This is a genomic window from Vannielia sp. ABF1_015 (genome assembly GCF_056160745.1).
Genome location: NZ_JBSWXT010000001.1, coordinates 1,420,853 through 1,436,649 on the forward strand (window position 1 = coordinate 1,420,853; position 15,797 = coordinate 1,436,649).

Genomic DNA, 15,797 nt, shown 5'->3' on the forward strand with positions numbered 1-15,797 from the left:
ATCTGCCCACCACCCGCCTCACCCTTTCGGCAACACCGGTGCCGTGCGCTCCAGTGCCAGCTCCGCGTCCGTAAACTTCCACGGTCCCCGCAGCCCCGGCACGCCCTCCGGATCAATCCGCATCCCGCGCGCCACAACCTGCGGGTCGGCCAGCGCCTCGCCCACATCGTTGATCGGCCCAGCCGGCACGGTGGCCGCTTCGAAGGCCGCCAGCAGCTCGGCCTTCTCCCAGCCCGAGGTCATCGCCTCGATCACCGGTGTCAGAACCTCCCGGTTGGTCACCCGCCCGGGGTTGGTGGCAAAGCGCTCGTCATCGGCCAGCGCCCCAAGCCCCAAAACATCGCAAAACCGGCGGAACTGCCCGTCATTGCCCACCGCGATGATGATATGCCCGTCTTTCACCGGCACCACCTGATAGGGGCCAAGGTTGCGATGCCAACTGCCCGTGCGCTCCGGCGGCACCCCGGTGGCGAGGTAATTCATCCCCTGATTGGCCAGCATCGCCACCGCGCAATCCAGCAGGCTCATGTCAATGTGCTGCCCCTTGCCGGTGCGGTGCCGCTGCTCCACGGCGGCCAGAATGCCGATGGTCGAGTAAAGCCCGGTGACAATATCGGTGACGGCCACGCCAAAGCGCGTCGGCTGGCCCTCCGGATCGCCGGTAATATCCATCAGCCCGCTCATCCCCTGCAGCAGGTAGTCATATCCCGCCCGATGCGCATAGGGCCCGTCCTGCCCAAAGCCGGTGACCGAGCAGTAAATCAGCGCCGGGTTCACCCGCGACAGCGCCGGGTAATCCAAACCGTATTTCGCCAGTCCGCCCACCTTGAAGTTCTCGATCAGAATGTCGGCACCGCCCACCAACTCGCGCACCCGCGCCTGCCCCTCGGGCGTGCGAAAATCGACCACCTCGCTTACCTTCCCCCGGTTGGCCGAGTAGAAATAGGCCGCGCTTACGTCGCCGTCGCGTTCCACAAAGGGCGGTCCCCACTTGCGGGTGTCGTCGCCGTCCGGGCTCTCCAGCTTGATCACCTCCGCGCCCAGATCGGCCAGCGCCTGCCCAATCCATGGCCCCGCGAGGATCCGCGCCATCTCGATCACCTTCAGCCCTTCAAGCGGTTTCATCCTGCCTCCCCATAGCTTTGTCGCGGCACCCTAGCGCCACTTCCCTGTTGCGGAAACACTGCGTTTCTACGGAAGGTTTTCACGATCCCCTTCTGGCAGCCGGTGGTTGCGCGTATGGAAACTGCTAACCTCCGACAACAGGTAACGCGCGATGAAACCTCTTGCCCGCCTTCTGGCTCTCCTGACCGCCCTCACCGGGCTTGCCATGCCCGCCCACGCCGAAGAGCGGGCCTTGTTGGGCTGGGGGAGGCTCTTCACCAATGACGTGTTGGGCGATGGCTATGACCGCTGGCGCACCGGAGCCTATACCATCTCCATCGCCTATGGCCCGGATTGGCAGGGCGTCGCGCCGGATAGGTTTGGCCAGCTGCTGGAATTTCGCCTGCGCTCCGAGCTGATCTCCCCCGAAAGCCTCACTGCGCCCGCCGTCAACGATCGTCGCTTCGTCGCCGCGTTCACCCTCGGCGTGCACAGCTACTCCAAGCTGGGTGGCAGCGATTTGCGCGCCGGGCTCGATCTGACCTTCACGGGCCCGCAAACCGGGCTGGGTGAGCTGCAAAACACGATTCACGAAACCTTCGGGCTGGAAAGCTCCAAGGTGCTGGACGACCAAATCCCCAACAACGCCTACGCCTCGCTGTCCGCCGAGCTGTCGCGCGAGCTGGCATTCGGCAACGCGCGCCTGCGGCCCTTCCTTGAGGTGCAGGCGGGGGTCGAGAGCTTTGCCCGCGTCGGTGCCGATCTCACCTTCGGCAGCTACGGGCGCGGGGCGCTGATGGCGCGCGATATCACCACCGGCCACCTCTATCAGGTCATCCGCTCGCGCGAAGATCATGGCCTGTCCTTCCTTATCGGCGGCGACATGGCCAAGGTCTATTCGTCAGAATACCTGCCCGAAGAAGACGGCTTCGAGCTGACAGACACCCGCACCCGCCTCCGCGCCGGGATGAACTGGCAGGGCGACAACCACGGCCTGTTCTACGGCCTGACCTACCTCAGCGAAGAGTTCGAGGCCCAGACCGAGGGCCAAATGGTCGGCGCGCTGCAACTTCGGCTGTTTTTCTGACACTCCACTCGGCGGCCACATCGTGACTCCCCTGCCACGCCTTTGACTCCCCTGCACATTTTTCTTGGTGGCAGAGTCCTGCCCATGTTAACGCTTTGTTAATAATAAAAGACAAATGGCAGGCATACAGGCATGAAAACGGGCTTTCTCGGCACGTTTGTCATTCCCTGGTCGTATACGGAAACAGATGGGCATCCCGGCGCGCCGGTTACAAGCCTGCATCCGGGTGCGACATGGCGCTGGTGCGGGGCGCTCACTCGGGTCGATGGCCCGGGAGATGTGATCTCGCTCGCAGATGCTGCGGGTATGGCAGACCTCCACAAACGCGCGGCACGCAAGGTGCGGCGCATGATTTCCGGCAATAGCACGGCACTGGCCGAGCTCACACGCGGCGACGATGCCCGCCGGGCGCTCGCCCGCGCCGAGGCGATTGCCGCCGTCACCGCAGAGGATGCGCTGCTGTCCCACGCCAGCTTCACCGTCACAGACGGTCAGGACGCATGGATGGCAACCTTCATCGAAACCGTCCCCGGCGCATCTGGCCTGCTGATGTTTGCAGGCCGCGTTCCGCCCGAGGGCACCGAACTCTGGGTCAGCGCTGCCGCCCGGCCCGCCGAAACGCCGCTGCCCCCCGGAGAGACGGCAGAGGGCGGGGTGATCTGTTTCACCGCAGGCACCCGCATTGCCACGCCCGACGGCTACAAGGCCGTCCAAGACTTGCGCGAAGGCGACATGGTGCAAACCAAGGATGATGGCTCCCAGCCGGTCATGTGGTCCGGTGCCCGCCGGATGACAGGCGCCCGCCTCTTCGCCATGCCGCAACTGCGGCCCATGCGCATCCGCGCCGGCGTGCTGGGGCCCGATATCCCCGATGGCGACCTGCTTGTGTCTCCCAACCACCGGATGCTCATTCGCGGCCCCGCAGCCCAGGCGCTTTACAACACGCCCGAGGTGCTGGTGCGCGCGCGCGACCTCTCCGGCCTGCGCGGCATCACGACCGATCACCACCGCACCGAAGTCACCTATGTGCACATCCTCATGGATCGTCATCAGGTGCTCTTCGCCAATGGCGTGGAAACCGAAAGTTTTCACCCCGCCGAGGCCGATTTCGGCACGCTGGACGCGGGCGATCGCGAGCGGCTGCTCGACGGCTTGCCGTGGCTGCGCAAGCGCCCGGATGATTACGGCGCGCCCGCCCGTCGCACCCTCTCCTGCGCCGAGGCGGCGATCCTGCGTCACGATGTCGGCCTGGCCGCCTGAGCCACGCTTGACTCCCCTCCGCGCGGCTGTATAAGCCCGCCATCCACCGGGGTTCGCGCCCCGGTGTTTCAATTGGTGTTGGTGGCCCCCGCAAGGGGATGCCTGTCACTCGCAAGAGAGAGGACAACGCCCTTCATAGTCTCCGCTCAGGGGACGCATCTAGAAGGAGATCAGACGGTGACCAAACGCACCTCTGCCAAGTACAAACTCGACCGCCGCATGGGCGAAAACATCTGGGGCCGCCCGAAGTCCCCAGTCAACCGCCGCGAATACGGCCCCGGCCAGCACGGCCAGCGCCGCAAGGGCAAGATGTCCGACTTCGGCCTGCAGCTCCGCGCCAAGCAAAAGCTGAAGGGCCACTACGGCGACCTGACCGAAAAGCAGTTCCGCCGCATCTTCGCCGAGGCCGAGCGTCTGCGCGGTGACACCGGCGAGCTTCTCATCGGCCTGCTCGAGCGCCGCCTCGACGCCGTTGTGTACCGCGCCAAGTTCGTGCCCACCGTCTTCGCGGCCCGTCAGTTCGTGAACCACGGCCACGTCAAGGTGAACGGCAAGCGCGTCAACATCCCCTCCTACCGTGTGAAAGAGGGCGACGTGATCGAGGTCCGCGACAAGTCCAAGCAGCTCGCCGTCGTGCTCGAAGCCACCCAGCTTCCCGAGCGTGACGTGCCCGAGTACATCGAGGCCGACCACTCCAAGATGACCGCCACCTTCGTGCGCACCCCCGGCCTGTCGGACGTGCCCTACGCGGTCCAGATGGAACCGAACCTCGTCATCGAATTCTACGCTCAGAACTAAGTCAAAACGACAAGTTCGAGGGACAGGAGGGCCGCACCGCAGGGTGCGGCCCTTTTTCTGTTGCGGGAGGGGGGCGGCATATGGGCCGCAGCGCCGCAGGAGGGCCAGGCTGCCTTCAGCCAGCCATCTCTTCGATCATCTCGCCCAGCCACTGCAACGTCAGCTCGCGGGCCCGCGGCGAGTCGTAGGCGGCCTGATGCTCGAACCCGTCCGCGACCGGCACCGCCATCTGCCCGGTATGGGCGCCTGCGCCCGATTGCACGGTGCCATCCCCGGGCGCGTTCGGGCCCGACATCTCGAGCAGGGCGCGGTAGAAGTCGCTCATGCCGGCGCTGTCGGACTGGCCGTGCCTGCCCCTCACGGCGACTCGGTCAAACCCCAGCGCTTCGGCCTCGCCTCCCGCGAAGCTGCCACTCGCCGGCAGCAGGCCCATCATCTCGACAAGGCTCCAGTCGACCCGGTCGCGCGTGCGCCGCTCGGTTCCGTAGAACATGCGGGTGTTCGGGTGAAAACCGTCGCGCCCAAGGCTCAGGTGATAGGCCTGCGCCCGGCGGATCTGTTCGAGGTACCGCAGGTAGGCCACCTCGCCTGTCGGGTCGCCCTCGGGGTTGAGAAAGGGCTTGTCGATCAGTCGCCAGTAGTCGGTCTCGTTTTCGTACAGCTCCGAATAGGGGTCGCTGCGCGGCAGGGCCAGCTTGCGCCCGTCGGATTCGACGGCCGTGACCCAATCGCGCTGTGCATCGGCGGTCTGGTGCCACTGGTTGGGTGCCAGCTCCAGCGGCCCGGGGCAATTGCCCGCCGTCGCGGTGACCTCGATTCCGCTTCGCCCCAGTACGGGCGCGGTGGCCCCCTCGAAGCCGCCCTTCATGCGCTTGTAGAGCTCGGGGGCGCCATGGGTCGGCATGGCCCCGTGGATCACACCATGCACCAGGTCGGACTTGCCCAGGATGTTGGTGAACGCCCGCGAGACCAGCCCGCCCATCGAATGGGTGACGATCAACGGCTTCACGGCCTGCCTGTCGAGCTCGCGGGCGAGATCCTCGGCATGTTGGGCCGCCCGGGCCACAACGGTCTCGAGGTTTCCATATGGGGCGTTCTGGGGGCGCCGTGCCGAATCGAGGTTGGAGGATGTCCAGTTGTAAGGGTAACACCACACTACGATCCGGGTCATGACCAGGCATTCGTTCACGTAGCCGTGCCGCTCCCCGTTCAGGGCCGACATGAACCCCCGGTAGGAGGGCAGCATCCCGGCCCAGCCGTGATCTTCCAGGCCGCCATCGGCGCGATGGGCGACCTCCAGGTGGTCGGGGCGAAAGTATTGGCCCGGGCCGCCAACGATGCGGCGGCGCTTGCCCGCCGCGAACCGGCGAGCAAGCCCGAGGGCATTCCCGATCTGCTCCCAACCGTCGACGCCCGGATTCCAGACGATGTCGCCGTTTTGATTGCGCAGGCGGCTGCCCATGATCCCGGGGATGAATATGACCGGCGCAACTATGTTCTGGATGCAGCCGGCAACGGCGCTGTCGGCCATCTCAGCGGCGCTCCAAGCTGTGCAGGGCGTTATCCCAGATTATCTCCAGATCGTCCTGCGCGAGGCCGTCGCCCGGCCCCGGCTGCCCGGCGGCAATGAGCAGCACCCGGATCGCGCGCGAGGGCTCCCCGACGCTCTCGCCCTCCACGCCGGAAAATTCAAACCGCACCCGCGCCTCACCCGTGTCGATCTCTCGCGCCTCCTCGCCCTCGAGGCCGGCCACCTCGCGCGGCTTGGAGGCTGCGCTGGTCATCAGGTCGGCGTAGGGCGGGGCCGGCAGGCTGGCGTGCTGGCTCAGCTCGAAGGTGAGGATCACGCCTTGGCCTGACGGGTGACGAAAACGCGCGGTGACGTGCTCGCTGGCCCGTACCGGCATGTCGAGCCGGGCCCGCTCCGCGCAGATGCCGGGGCCCGGCGGAAGCTCCGTGCTCTCCCGCGGCCGGGTGGCTGCCGCGATCTCGGGCAGGTCAAGCTGGCCGGACCCCTCGCCGAGCTGGCCCAGGTCCTCGGGCGAACGGAAGCCATCCACCCGGGCCCGGAACATGTGCCCTTCGCGAAGGTAATAGGCCTCCAAACCCAGGCTGCCAGGGTCGAAGGTGGGCAGGTCGGGGTCGAAGGCCTTGCGCCACAGAAGGGCCATGCCGCCCTGGTTGCGTTCTTCGGCCAGCCGAAAGTAGCCCTCGGGCTCCTCGACACCGGCGGCCAGGGCGGTACGCCTGGCCCCGACGTGGGCTCTGAGTTCGCGCTCTGTGCCGGGCCCAAGCCCGGTCACCGCCACGGCGCGCGGTAGGCCGACGCTCGCCTCCAGCGCCCCCGGTTCGAATTCTGTCGGCAAATCGACCGCGTAGCGGCCCACGCACCATGTCCGGGCCTCTGACCCCATCGGTGTCTCCATTGTTTTTTTCGTCTGCCCCACCAAGGGCAGAACGCAGATCAAGAAAATCGCGGCGACCGCTTGAACCATGCGCTTCATCGCCCACCACCTTTCCAGTTCTCGATGTGCCACAGTCGCACACCGGCCCCTTTGCGTCGATCCGAGAGCAATTCCAGCAGGCCGGGGTCGGGGGGGCTGCCCTCGGGAAAGCGGCGTGCCAGCCCGTGCATCGCCGGACGCAGGGTCGCGTGGCTCCGAAACCCCCGGGCCTGCAGCCAGCTGCGAAGCGAGGCGAGGAAACCGTCCGAAAGGTCAAGCTCGGGCGCGGAACTGCGAAGGCGGGCGCGGACGTCTTTCAAGTCCTCGGCCTCTCGGCGCCTGCGCACCGCGTCTTCCAATGCGGCCAGCGCCACCGGGCCGAGGACCAGAGGGGAGGCGGCTTCATCTTCGCCCCGGCGGCAGAAGCCGAACCAGGTCGTCCCGCCCTGCTCGGTGTCGGGCCAGAAAAACTGGTGATTGCCGAAGAACCGGCCCAGCCACGGCTCTTCGCTCGGCGCGATGCCCGACAGTGTGGCAAAGGTCGTAGGCTCCCAGAACCGGAAGTAGAGCCAGCGCCCGCTCTCGTCCCGCAGCCGGGTAAATTTGCGCAGGTGCGCCCAGAGCATTTCGAATCGGGCGGGCGTGCGAATGAAGAGGCCGGGATATGCACTCCACAGGTGGTGTGTCGCCTCGCCCCGGCTGAAGAGGTCGCGGGTCAGTGGGCTGGTCGGGTCCAGCTCGACCAGCCAGGGCGCGACATCGCCCATGTCCTGCTGCGATCTGCCCGAGAACAGGCAGCGGTGGCGAAGCCCGGAACCGTCGAGCCGTTCGGGCAGATGCAGAATGCGGCCGGCATCAAGTACAGCGTAGGTCCAATGCTCAGAGTCTGTCGCAGGGATATCGCCCGGTTGCGGGCGGGAACGGGCTTGCGTCACGGAAACGCCGAACAACGGCTCCGCGAGGCCATCGGGTACGTAGTTTGAAAGGTTAGTTCCCGGCTGCTCGTTGACAGGCTGCACGCCCTCGAACCTCACCAGCACGCCCGGCGAGAGTTGCGGGGAAGGCAACGAAAAAGGGGTCTCCGAAGCAGCAGAGGTGCCAGCAAACACTTGGATTCAGACCCTTTACTCGCATCACAGGGTCATTTGTATGATTGCACTCGACCAAAAACAAGGGCCGCCCTTTCAGGCGGCCCTTCCTGCTCAACCCTCAGGAGACATTACATGCCGGGGCTGACGGCAAAGCCCGAGAAGCCGCCCATGCCGAGGTCGGCCAGCATCGTCGCCGCGCCGCTTTCGAGGTCGATCGCGTAGAGGCCAGCGCTTTCGGCGCCTTCCATCTGGAGCACGGCATAGGCCTGATCTTCGCCCTCGGACGGTGACAGAATGTCAAACCCGCCCCAAGCGCTCAGGTCCACCTCTTCACCGTCCACGGTCACCTTGCCCACGGTGCCCAGCGTGCCGTCGTTGTTGGCCAGCGTCACCAGCGAGTCGGTGCCCGCGTCGAGCGCAAACTGCGCGGTCGAGCCAGCGGTCTCGCCCGCAATCGCGTTGGTGTAGGCGTTGGCAAAGATCATCGGCGTCGCACCGGCGTTGGCATCGCCCTCGCCGTAAGCGGTGTCGGTAAAGCGCTTCACCGTGTTCGCCCGCTCGTCATTGTCGCCAAAGCCCTCGGGGAAGTAGACAAGGTTCGCCCCGTCCGAGCCCACGGCCCGCACGGCGTCGATCTTGTTGTTGAAGTCAAAGGCCACATAGCCATCCGCGCCAATCATGGCGTTCTCGTCAAAGGTCGCGCCAAGGTCGCTGATCTCGCCCGAAGCGGGGTTCACCGTCACGATCATGCCATCGGCAAAGCCCAGCAGGTCGCCGGTCACCGGGCGGTAAGCAATTGCGCGCAGCGGTTTGTCGAGCTCAAAGGTCTGCACCTCGCCGGGCGCGGCGATATCGGCCATCACCACCAGCGTGGAGCCGTCATCGGCGAGGGCATAGCCCATGTTGCCAGCGTGACCGGCGGCAAAAGCAGGCGCGGCGCCAAGGGCAAGGGCGACGGCAGCGGAAGAAAGAAGGGTGTTGGTCATGAAGTCCTCTGAGTTTTGAGTGTCACAGGGCGATGTGCCCCGCGTTTGCAAAAGAGGACACGAAAGCCCGGCTCCCGGAGTTTCAGCCCGCCGCCCCGATCACGCCGATGTGAACAGCCCTGCGCAAAATTCGCCATCAAGGCCGAAACTTCCACCGGTCCCTTGGCCTCGCCGCCGGGTTTTGCCATGCATGGGGGCGCAACCTGAAGGAGCCTGCCCATGTCCCACCCCGTGTATCACCGCATCGACGGCCCCATCGTGATGATCGGCTTCGGCTCCATCGGCAAAGGCACATGGCCCCTGATCGAGCGCCACTTCGAATATGACGCCGACCAGTTCCTCGTCATCGAACCCGACGCGCGCCAACACAACTTCCTGCGCCAGCACAATCTCAACTTCATCGACACCGCCCTGACCCCGGAAAACTACAAGGAGGTGCTCTCGGGCCTCTTTCCCGATGGCAAAGGCTTCTGCGTCAACCTCTCGGTCGATACCTCTTCGCTCGACATCATGAAGCACTGCCGCGAACTCGGTGCGCTCTACATCGACACCGTGGCCGAGCCGTGGGCAGGCTGGTACTTTGAAGACCGCGACAACGCCGCCCGCACCAACTACGCCCTGCGCCAAGCGGTGCGCGATGAGGCGGCCGCCAACCCGGGCGGCCCCACGGCGGTCAACTGCTGCGGCGCCAATCCCGGCATGGTCAGCTGGTTCGTCAAGGAGGCCCTGCTGACGCTGGCCAAAGACACCGGCAAAGAGACCTCCGCGCCCACCACCCGCGCGCAATGGGCCAAGCTCATGCAAAGCCTCGGCGTGCAGGGCGTCCACATCGCCGAGCGTGACACGCAGGCCCGCCGCCTGCCGCGCCCCCGCAACGTCTTCGTCAACACATGGTCCGTCGAGGGCTTCATCGCCGAGGGCTTCCAACCCGCAGAGTTGGGCTGGGGCACCCATGAGCCGTGGTTCCCCGAAAACGGCCACCGGCAGGAAACCGGCTGCAAGGCCGCCATCTGGCTGGAGCGCCCCGGTGCCATCACCCGCGTCCACACATGGTGCCCCACGCCCGGCCCGCAATTCGGCTTCCTCGTCACCCATAACGAGGCCATCTCGATCTCCGATTTCTTCACCGTCGGCGAGGGCGACCACCCCGAATACCGGCCCACCTGTCACTACGCCTATCACCCCTGCGACGATGCCGTGCTCTCGCTCCACGAGATGTTCGGCTCCGGCAAACAGCAGGAAAAGCACCACATCCTCACAGAGGATGAGATCGTTGAAGGCATCGACGAACTCGGCGTGCTGCTCTACGGCCACGAGAAAAACGCGCTCTGGTTCGGCTCGCGCCTGTCTAACGAGGAAACCCGCGATCTCGCCCCCTACCAAAACGCCACCGGACTTCAGGTCACCTCCGCGGTGCTCGCTGGCATGGTCTGGGCGCTGGAAAACCCGCAAGCCGGGATCGTGGAGGCCGACGAGATGGACCACGCCCGCTGCCTTGAGGTGCAACGCCCCTACCTCGGCCCCGTGGAGGCACATTACACCGATTGGACCCCGCTTCAGGACCGCTGGGAGCACTTCCCAGAAGACATCGACGAAAGCGTGCCTTGGGCCTTCCGCAACGTGCTGGCCACCTGACCACCGGGCCTCTCATCGGCCCCTTCAGGCCCTCTTCGCCCGCGCGATAACGGGCCGTCAGGCCCCAAGGAGCGGCCCCGGGTCTCTCAGGCAACACACCAGCGCCTGCGACCTCTCGCGCCTTCACCGCTTCGGGCGGCGCGGCTATGAAACCTCAAGCCGTTTCTATTGATGAGCCCCGCCATGCCCGAGCCAAAGCCCGACGAGACCCACCCGCTGGAGCGCACCATCGAGCGCGGCCTCTTCAACGCCCGCTGGCTCATGGCACCGATGTATCTCGGCCTCTCGATCTGCCTTGCGATGCTCACCTTCATCTTCCTGCGCGAGCTGGTCTATTACGCGCCGCAGGTGCTCACCATGTCCGCCGACAAGTCGATCCTCGTGGTGCTCACCCTGATCGACCTCTCGCTTGCCGGAAACCTGCTGCTCATCGTGCTCTTCTCGGGCTACGAAAACTTCGTTTCCAAGCTCGATATCGGCGACCCAGAGGATCGCCCCGCATGGATGGGCACGGTCGATTTTTCTGGCCTGAAAATGAAGCTGATCGGCTCCATTGTCGCGATCTCGGCCATCCACCTGCTGAAGCGCTTCATGGAAATCGGCAATGACGAGGCCGATGCCGTCTATGGCAAGCAGGAGCTGTTCTGGCTGGTGGTCATCCACCTCACCTTCGTCACCTCCGGCGTGCTCATGGCCCTGATGGATTGGCTCGCCGCCCGCTCCAAAAAGGGCTGAGAGTAGGGTGGGCTATCTGCCCACCACGCCCCCTCACGCCAAGATCTGCACGCAAAGCCCCAGCGCAACCGCCGAGGCCAGAACGAACACCCCGTTCCACTTGAAGGCCACCACCTGCGGGCTCACGCCACCCAAGCGCGAAACAATCATCACCGAGGCGGTGAAGGGTGAGGTGGGGGCGGTCAGCGTCCAGCCACTGATAAGCGCCATCACGAGCGAAATGGTCGACACGCCCAATTCATCTGGCGTGGGCAAGAGCTGTGCGAAGAGCGAAACAAAGAGGATCGGGTTGAGCCCGATCTGCCCGGCCAGCGGGATCAGCACGATCGGCAAAACCAGCAGCACCCGCGCAGGCACCCCGCCAAGGTCAAACCCCGTGCCCGCCAGCGCCTGCGCCAGCAAGGCACCCGCTGCGGTGCCGATAAAGCCCGCCGTGCTCAGCAGCACCAACTCGCTGCGAAACCCGGGCAGGTCGCCAAAGGCATAGGCCCGCCCCCGCGCGGCCAGTTCCGCCATCTTGCCGCCCCGGGCTGTCTCCACCAGCACCCAGACCACGGCGATCAGCGGCACCAGCCCCAGCACCGTGCGCGAGGGCGGAATGTGCCAGATCGCATCCACCACCAGCGCAGGCACCGCCACCGCTGCCAGCAGCCAGGCCAGCGGCCAAAGCGCGCGCGTGTCGTGGGCGGCGGCCTCGTCGCGCTTGGGCACCACCGTGCCCGCTGGCAGGCTGCCCTTGAGCCGCCTGTCGACCAGCCAGCCAATGATGACGAGGATCACCGAAGAGCCGAGGCCGGTCATCACCACCGTCCCCAACTTCACCCCCGGCACCAGCGCCGTTGTTATGACAGTGGCAAAGGCCAGCGGCGACCAGCAGAGCGAGGCCGAAAAGCCGCATTGCGCCCCCTGCAACATCCGCCGCGCCCGCAGCGCCCGGATTGCCGGGTCGGCCTCTTGCTGCGCCGAACGCTGCGCCATGGTGCCCAGCAGCGAAAGCGCGCCGTAGTTCAGCATCAGCGCAAACACCTGCGTGCCCGAGGCAAGCGCAAGGTAGCGCCGCCCCGGCGGCTGGTTCGCCAAAAAGGCCGCCGCCCGGGCAATCGCCGCCGAGCGGGCCGCCACATGTTGCAGCGTGGCCAGCGCACAGAAGAACGCCATGATGAAGCTGGTGCGGTCCAGCGCCGGCCAAAGCACCTCTCCCGGCGCGGGCAGGGTGAGCAGGCACCACAGCGCAAGGCCCACTGAAAGCGTCAGAAAGACATGGCGCGAGCCACGCACCTGCGGCGCCAGCAGCGCCAGCACGATCACCGCAAACCCGCCCGCCAACGCATGGGTGCCGGTTTCCAGCCCGAGGCCAAGCGCGAGGTTCACCGCGACCACGGCAATCAGCAGCGCGCCGATCAGGCGGGCGGTGAGGGGTTCTGGCTTTGGCGGTAAGGCGGCGGGGCTGTCCGTCATGCTCTCGGCGTGTTTCATGGCGGCAGGTCTTGTCGCGCTCCAATGCTATCTGGTCAGGCGGTGGGCGCAAGGGCAGGGCGCTCGGTGCGGTAAGGTTTTGCCCGAAAACAGCTATGCAGTATCGGAATAGGTATGGAATGTGCATGGGATGTGCATCAGATGTTGCCCCCTGCTTTCGCGGTTAACGCCCCCCGAGCCCTTCCGATCTTGCATGTTTCCCCGGTATTGCTATGACCCTGCGCACCGGAGGAAGTGATGTCTGCACCCATTCCCCAGCCCGGCATTTCAGAGATTGCCCTCTACCAGAGCGGCAAGAGCACCTTCCAAGGTGTTGAAAACCCTCTGAAACTGTCCGCCAACGAAAACCCCTTCGGCTGTTCGCCGCGGGTGGCAGAGGCTATTGCCGCCGAGCTCGCGGGCCTGCACCGTTACCCGGGAACCGACCACAAGATCCTGCGCGATGCGCTCGCTGAAACACATGATCTGCCCGCCGACCAGCTGATTTGCGGCGTCGGCAGCGATGAAATCCTCCACCTCGCCGCCCAGGCCTATGCCGGGCCGGGCGATGAGGTCGTCTATACCGAGCACGGATTTTCGGTCTATCCCATCGTCGCCAGAGCCGCCGGAGCAACCCCCGTTGTGGCCAAGGAGCGCGAGCGCGTGGCGGACGTGGATGCCATCCTAAACGCCTGCAACGAAAAGACAAAAATCGTCTACCTCGCCAACCCGAACAACCCCACCGGCACCATGATCGGGGGCAATGAGGTGGCCCGTCTGGCCGATGGGTTGCCCAAGGGTTGCCTGCTGGTGCTCGACGGGGCCTATGCCGAGTTCGTTGAAGGCTTCGATGGCGGCGCAGAGCTGGCCGCGTCCCGCGATAACGTTCTGATGACACGCACATTTTCCAAACTCTACGGCCTTGGCGGGTTGCGTGTTGGCTGGGGGTTCGGCCCCAAAGAGATCATCGACACGCTCACCCGCATCCGCGGCCCTTTCAACCTGAGCAATCTGCAAATCTCCGGTGCCGTCGCCGCCCTGCAAGATACGGAATTTACAGAGAAAACCCGCAGCGAAAACACCCGCAACCGCGCCCTTCTCGCCAAAGGTCTCGCCGCCATCGGCATCCCTTCTGATACTTCCTCGGCCAATTTCATCCTCGCTCGCTTCTCCAGCGCCGAAGAGGCGGAGGCGGCGTTTAATCACCTTGGAAATCAAGGGCTTATCACCCGCCAAGTCGGTGGCTACGGCCTGCCAGAGGCCCTGCGCATCACTGTCGGCACCGAGGATGACTGCCGTGCCGTCATCGCCGCTCTCACCAGCTTCAAGGCCGCCGTATGATCTACCAGCGCATCGCTTTCATCGGCCTCGGCCTCATCGCCGGCTCCATGGCCCACGCCACCCGCCGCGCCGACCTCGCGGGTGAAATCGTCGGCACCGCCCGCTCCGAGCAAACCCGTGAAATCGCGAAAGAAATCAACCTTTGCGATCGCATCACTGACACCGCCGCCGAGGCCGTGAAGGGTGCCGATCTCGTGGTGCTCTGCGTCCCGGTCGGGGCCATGGAAGCGGTCACAAAAGAGATCGCCCCACACCTCGCCGAAGGCTGCACCCTCACCGATGTCGGCTCGGTCAAAAAGGCGGTGATCGACGCGGTCGCCCCCCACCTGCCGGATCATGTCCACTTCATCCCCGGTCACCCGCTGGCAGGCACCGAGCATTCCGGCCCCCGGTCGGGCTTTGCCGAGCTCTTCGACAAGCGCTTCACCATCCTCGTCCCGCCCCAAGGGGGTAACGCGCAAGCTGCTGCAAACCTTCGCAAATATTGGGAAGGGCTGGGCGCCTACGTTGATGAGATGGACCCCGAGCACCATGATCTCGTGCTTGCCGTCACCTCCCACTGCCCCCACCTCATCGCCTATACGATGGTGGGCGTGGCCGATGATCTGCGCCGCGTGACCGATAGTGAAGTGATCAAGTATTCCGCCGCCGGCTTCCGTGATTTCACCCGCATCGCCGCCTCCGATCCAACGATGTGGCGCGATGTTTTCCTCAACAACAAGGAAGCCACGCTGGAAATTCTCGGCCGCTTCACCGAAGAACTCTTTGCGCTGCAACGCGCCATCCGCACCGGCGATGGCGAGCAATTGCACGACTATTTCACCCGCACCCGCGCCATCCGCCGGGGCATCATCGAGGCCGGGCAAGATACTGATGCGCCCGATTTCGGACGGGGGGCCAAGCGATGATCCGTTTTGCCTTCGCTCTCTTCCTCACGGCCACGCCAGCCCTTGCCGATGCGCCCACCGGCGCTATCCGCCCGCTGCCGCGCCCCGGCGAAGCTGTTGAAGCTGAAACGAAAACCGTGGTCTCCACCCGTGGCGTTGCCCCAAAAGAGCGGCCCGAGCCCACAGGCAGGGTGCTTGGCCCCGAAGTGTCGGAGCGACGCCCGCCTCCTCGCCCTGAGGGCTGGAGCACCCCTGTGCTCGGCACGCCAACCCTCGCCGGGCACCAGCCAAAGCCGCGCCCCCCAGCGGCCACAGAGCAGCTCACTGCGGTGCGCGTCATTCGTGGCCCACTGGCCCGCGAGGCGCTTCAGGCGCAGCCGCGGCCCAAGCACATTGACCGGCTCGTTAAGGAGCAGGCAACGCTTACCGAGGTAAAGTTCCGCAAAAAGGGCTCTGTCTGCGGCATCAATTCGGTCAAAGGGCAGGCCATCAGCAGCTTCGGGCGGCCCGGCAATGGCTGCGGTGTCGCCAATCCGGTGCAGGTCACCTCGGTGCAGGGCGTTTCGCTGTCGACCTCGGCAACGATGGATTGCGGAACCGCCAAAGCGCTCGACCTCTGGGTGCAAAAGGGGCTAAAGCCCGCCGTCGGCAAAAAGGGCGGCGGCGTGAAGCAGATCAAGGTGGTGGCGCATTACGCCTGCCGCAACCGCAACAACGCCAAATCCGGGCGGCTCTCCGAGCATGCCAAGGGCCGTGCGATTGATATTGCAGGCGTCACCCTGCGCGATGGAACCTATGTTTCGGTGCTCAAGGGCTGGGGCTCCAAGTCGTGGTCAAAGGCGCTGCGGGTGATGCACAAGGCCGCCTGCGGGCCGTTCGGCACCGTGCTTGGGCCCAATGCCAACCGCTATCACCGCGATCATTTTCACTTTGATACCGCGCGCTACCGCTCAGGCTCGTACTGCCGCTAGGTC

The 15,797-nt window shown here is 65.4% G+C and carries 14 protein-coding genes; 8 read left to right on the top strand and 6 right to left on the bottom strand.

What is annotated here, in order from left to right; all coding sequences use genetic code 11:
* Positions 1 to 18: 18 nt before the first annotated feature.
* Positions 19 to 1,125: a CaiB/BaiF CoA transferase family protein gene (locus tag ACXAG6_RS07130; RefSeq protein WP_475336470.1), complete on the bottom strand. Its 1,107-nt coding sequence runs from the start codon at positions 1,123 to 1,125 to the stop codon at positions 19 to 21.
* Between the two features lie 151 nt (positions 1,126 to 1,276).
* Here ACXAG6_RS07130 and ACXAG6_RS07135 point away from each other — a divergent pair, with 151 nt between their 5' ends.
* The 3 genes from ACXAG6_RS07135 to rpsD all read left to right on the top strand — a co-directional run bounded on the left by ACXAG6_RS07135 (position 1,277) and on the right by rpsD (position 4,249).
* Positions 1,277 to 2,191 (top strand): lipid A-modifier LpxR family protein, encoded by a 915-nt coding sequence (locus ACXAG6_RS07135; protein WP_475336472.1) that lies wholly within the window; start codon positions 1,277 to 1,279, stop codon positions 2,189 to 2,191.
* Between the two features lie 348 nt (positions 2,192 to 2,539).
* Positions 2,540 to 3,451 carry a Hint domain-containing protein gene (locus tag ACXAG6_RS07140; RefSeq protein WP_475336474.1) on the top strand — a complete coding sequence of 304 codons (912 nt, stop codon included), beginning with the start codon at positions 2,540 to 2,542 and terminating at the stop codon, positions 3,449 to 3,451.
* Between the two features lie 177 nt (positions 3,452 to 3,628).
* Positions 3,629 to 4,249, top strand: coding sequence for a 30S ribosomal protein S4 (gene rpsD / locus ACXAG6_RS07145; RefSeq protein WP_140013239.1), 621 nt, complete (start codon positions 3,629 to 3,631; stop codon positions 4,247 to 4,249).
* Positions 4,250 to 4,364: 115 nt separating this feature from the next.
* Here rpsD and ACXAG6_RS07150 read toward each other — a convergent pair whose 3' ends face one another.
* The 4 genes from ACXAG6_RS07150 to ACXAG6_RS07165 form a co-directional block, all read right to left on the bottom strand.
* Entirely contained in the window at positions 4,365 to 5,780 is a 1,416-nt protein-coding gene (locus ACXAG6_RS07150; protein WP_475336477.1) for an esterase/lipase family protein, read from the bottom strand.
* A gap of 1 nt (position 5,781) precedes the next feature.
* Positions 5,782 to 6,663: a hypothetical protein gene (locus ACXAG6_RS07155; RefSeq protein ID WP_475336479.1), complete on the bottom strand. Its 882-nt coding sequence runs from the start codon at positions 6,661 to 6,663 to the stop codon at positions 5,782 to 5,784.
* Between the two features lie 86 nt (positions 6,664 to 6,749).
* Positions 6,750 to 7,733, bottom strand: coding sequence for a DUF4123 domain-containing protein (locus ACXAG6_RS07160; RefSeq protein WP_475336480.1), 984 nt, complete (start codon positions 7,731 to 7,733; stop codon positions 6,750 to 6,752).
* Between the two features lie 179 nt (positions 7,734 to 7,912).
* Positions 7,913 to 8,770 (bottom strand): DUF4394 domain-containing protein, encoded by an 858-nt coding sequence (locus tag ACXAG6_RS07165; RefSeq protein WP_475336482.1) that lies wholly within the window; start codon positions 8,768 to 8,770, stop codon positions 7,913 to 7,915.
* Positions 8,771 to 8,989: 219 nt separating this feature from the next.
* On the opposite strand from ACXAG6_RS07165, the gene ACXAG6_RS07170 reads away from it, so the two are divergent.
* Both ACXAG6_RS07170 and ACXAG6_RS07175 read left to right on the top strand, forming a co-directional pair.
* Positions 8,990 to 10,405: a homospermidine synthase gene (locus tag ACXAG6_RS07170; protein ID WP_475336485.1), complete on the top strand. Its 1,416-nt coding sequence runs from the start codon at positions 8,990 to 8,992 to the stop codon at positions 10,403 to 10,405.
* A 183-nt stretch (positions 10,406 to 10,588) separates the two neighbouring features.
* On the top strand, positions 10,589 to 11,140 hold the full coding sequence (locus tag ACXAG6_RS07175) for a TIGR00645 family protein (protein ID WP_475336487.1): 552 nt from the start codon (positions 10,589 to 10,591) through the stop codon (positions 11,138 to 11,140).
* Positions 11,141 to 11,173: 33 nt separating this feature from the next.
* Here the strand turns inward: ACXAG6_RS07175 and ACXAG6_RS07180 are convergent, their stop codons facing one another.
* The gene (locus ACXAG6_RS07180) at positions 11,174 to 12,616 is read right to left on the bottom strand and encodes a hypothetical protein (protein WP_475336489.1); all 1,443 of its coding nucleotides are present in this window, start codon (positions 12,614 to 12,616) and stop codon (positions 11,174 to 11,176) included.
* 237 nt (positions 12,617 to 12,853) lie between these two features.
* Here ACXAG6_RS07180 and hisC point away from each other — a divergent pair, with 237 nt between their 5' ends.
* Genes hisC through ACXAG6_RS07195 form a run of 3 tightly spaced genes read left to right on the top strand, consistent with a single transcriptional unit; the run spans position 12,854 to position 15,794 of the window.
* Positions 12,854 to 13,936: a histidinol-phosphate transaminase gene (gene hisC, locus ACXAG6_RS07185; RefSeq protein ID WP_475336492.1), complete on the top strand. Its 1,083-nt coding sequence runs from the start codon at positions 12,854 to 12,856 to the stop codon at positions 13,934 to 13,936.
* The gene (locus ACXAG6_RS07190; RefSeq protein ID WP_475336494.1) at positions 13,933 to 14,844 is read left to right on the top strand and encodes a prephenate/arogenate dehydrogenase family protein; all 912 of its coding nucleotides are present in this window, start codon (positions 13,933 to 13,935) and stop codon (positions 14,842 to 14,844) included. The genes hisC and ACXAG6_RS07190 overlap by 4 nt, the downstream gene beginning before the upstream one ends.
* Positions 14,841 to 15,794, top strand: a complete 954-nt coding sequence (locus tag ACXAG6_RS07195) for an extensin-like domain-containing protein (RefSeq protein ID WP_475336496.1) — start codon at positions 14,841 to 14,843, stop codon at positions 15,792 to 15,794. The genes ACXAG6_RS07190 and ACXAG6_RS07195 overlap by 4 nt, the downstream gene beginning before the upstream one ends.
* The last annotated feature ends 3 nt before the right edge of the window (positions 15,795 to 15,797 follow it).

What these genes read in the sequence shown, in the direction of transcription:
- ACXAG6_RS07135 (WP_475336472.1), top strand. Translation starts at nt 1,277, where the DNA reads ATGAAACCTCTTGCCCGCCTTCTGGCTCTCCTGACCGCCCTCACCGGG.
- ACXAG6_RS07180 (WP_475336489.1), bottom strand. Translation starts at nt 12,616, where the DNA reads ATGAAACACGCCGAGAGCATGACGGACAGCCCCGCCGCCTTACCGCCA.
- hisC (WP_475336492.1), top strand. Translation starts at nt 12,854, where the DNA reads ATGTCTGCACCCATTCCCCAGCCCGGCATTTCAGAGATTGCCCTCTAC.
- ACXAG6_RS07165 (WP_475336482.1), bottom strand. Translation starts at nt 8,770, where the DNA reads ATGACCAACACCCTTCTTTCTTCCGCTGCCGTCGCCCTTGCCCTTGGC.
- ACXAG6_RS07155 (WP_475336479.1), bottom strand. Translation starts at nt 6,663, where the DNA reads ATGGGGTCAGAGGCCCGGACATGGTGCGTGGGCCGCTACGCGGTCGAT.
- ACXAG6_RS07175 (WP_475336487.1), top strand. Translation starts at nt 10,589, where the DNA reads ATGCCCGAGCCAAAGCCCGACGAGACCCACCCGCTGGAGCGCACCATC.
- ACXAG6_RS07130 (WP_475336470.1), bottom strand. Translation starts at nt 1,125, where the DNA reads ATGAAACCGCTTGAAGGGCTGAAGGTGATCGAGATGGCGCGGATCCTC.
- ACXAG6_RS07170 (WP_475336485.1), top strand. Translation starts at nt 8,990, where the DNA reads ATGTCCCACCCCGTGTATCACCGCATCGACGGCCCCATCGTGATGATC.
- ACXAG6_RS07150 (WP_475336477.1), bottom strand. Translation starts at nt 5,780, where the DNA reads ATGGCCGACAGCGCCGTTGCCGGCTGCATCCAGAACATAGTTGCGCCG.
- ACXAG6_RS07195 (WP_475336496.1), top strand. Translation starts at nt 14,841, where the DNA reads ATGATCCGTTTTGCCTTCGCTCTCTTCCTCACGGCCACGCCAGCCCTT.
- ACXAG6_RS07190 (WP_475336494.1), top strand. Translation starts at nt 13,933, where the DNA reads ATGATCTACCAGCGCATCGCTTTCATCGGCCTCGGCCTCATCGCCGGC.
- ACXAG6_RS07140 (WP_475336474.1), top strand. Translation starts at nt 2,540, where the DNA reads ATGATTTCCGGCAATAGCACGGCACTGGCCGAGCTCACACGCGGCGAC.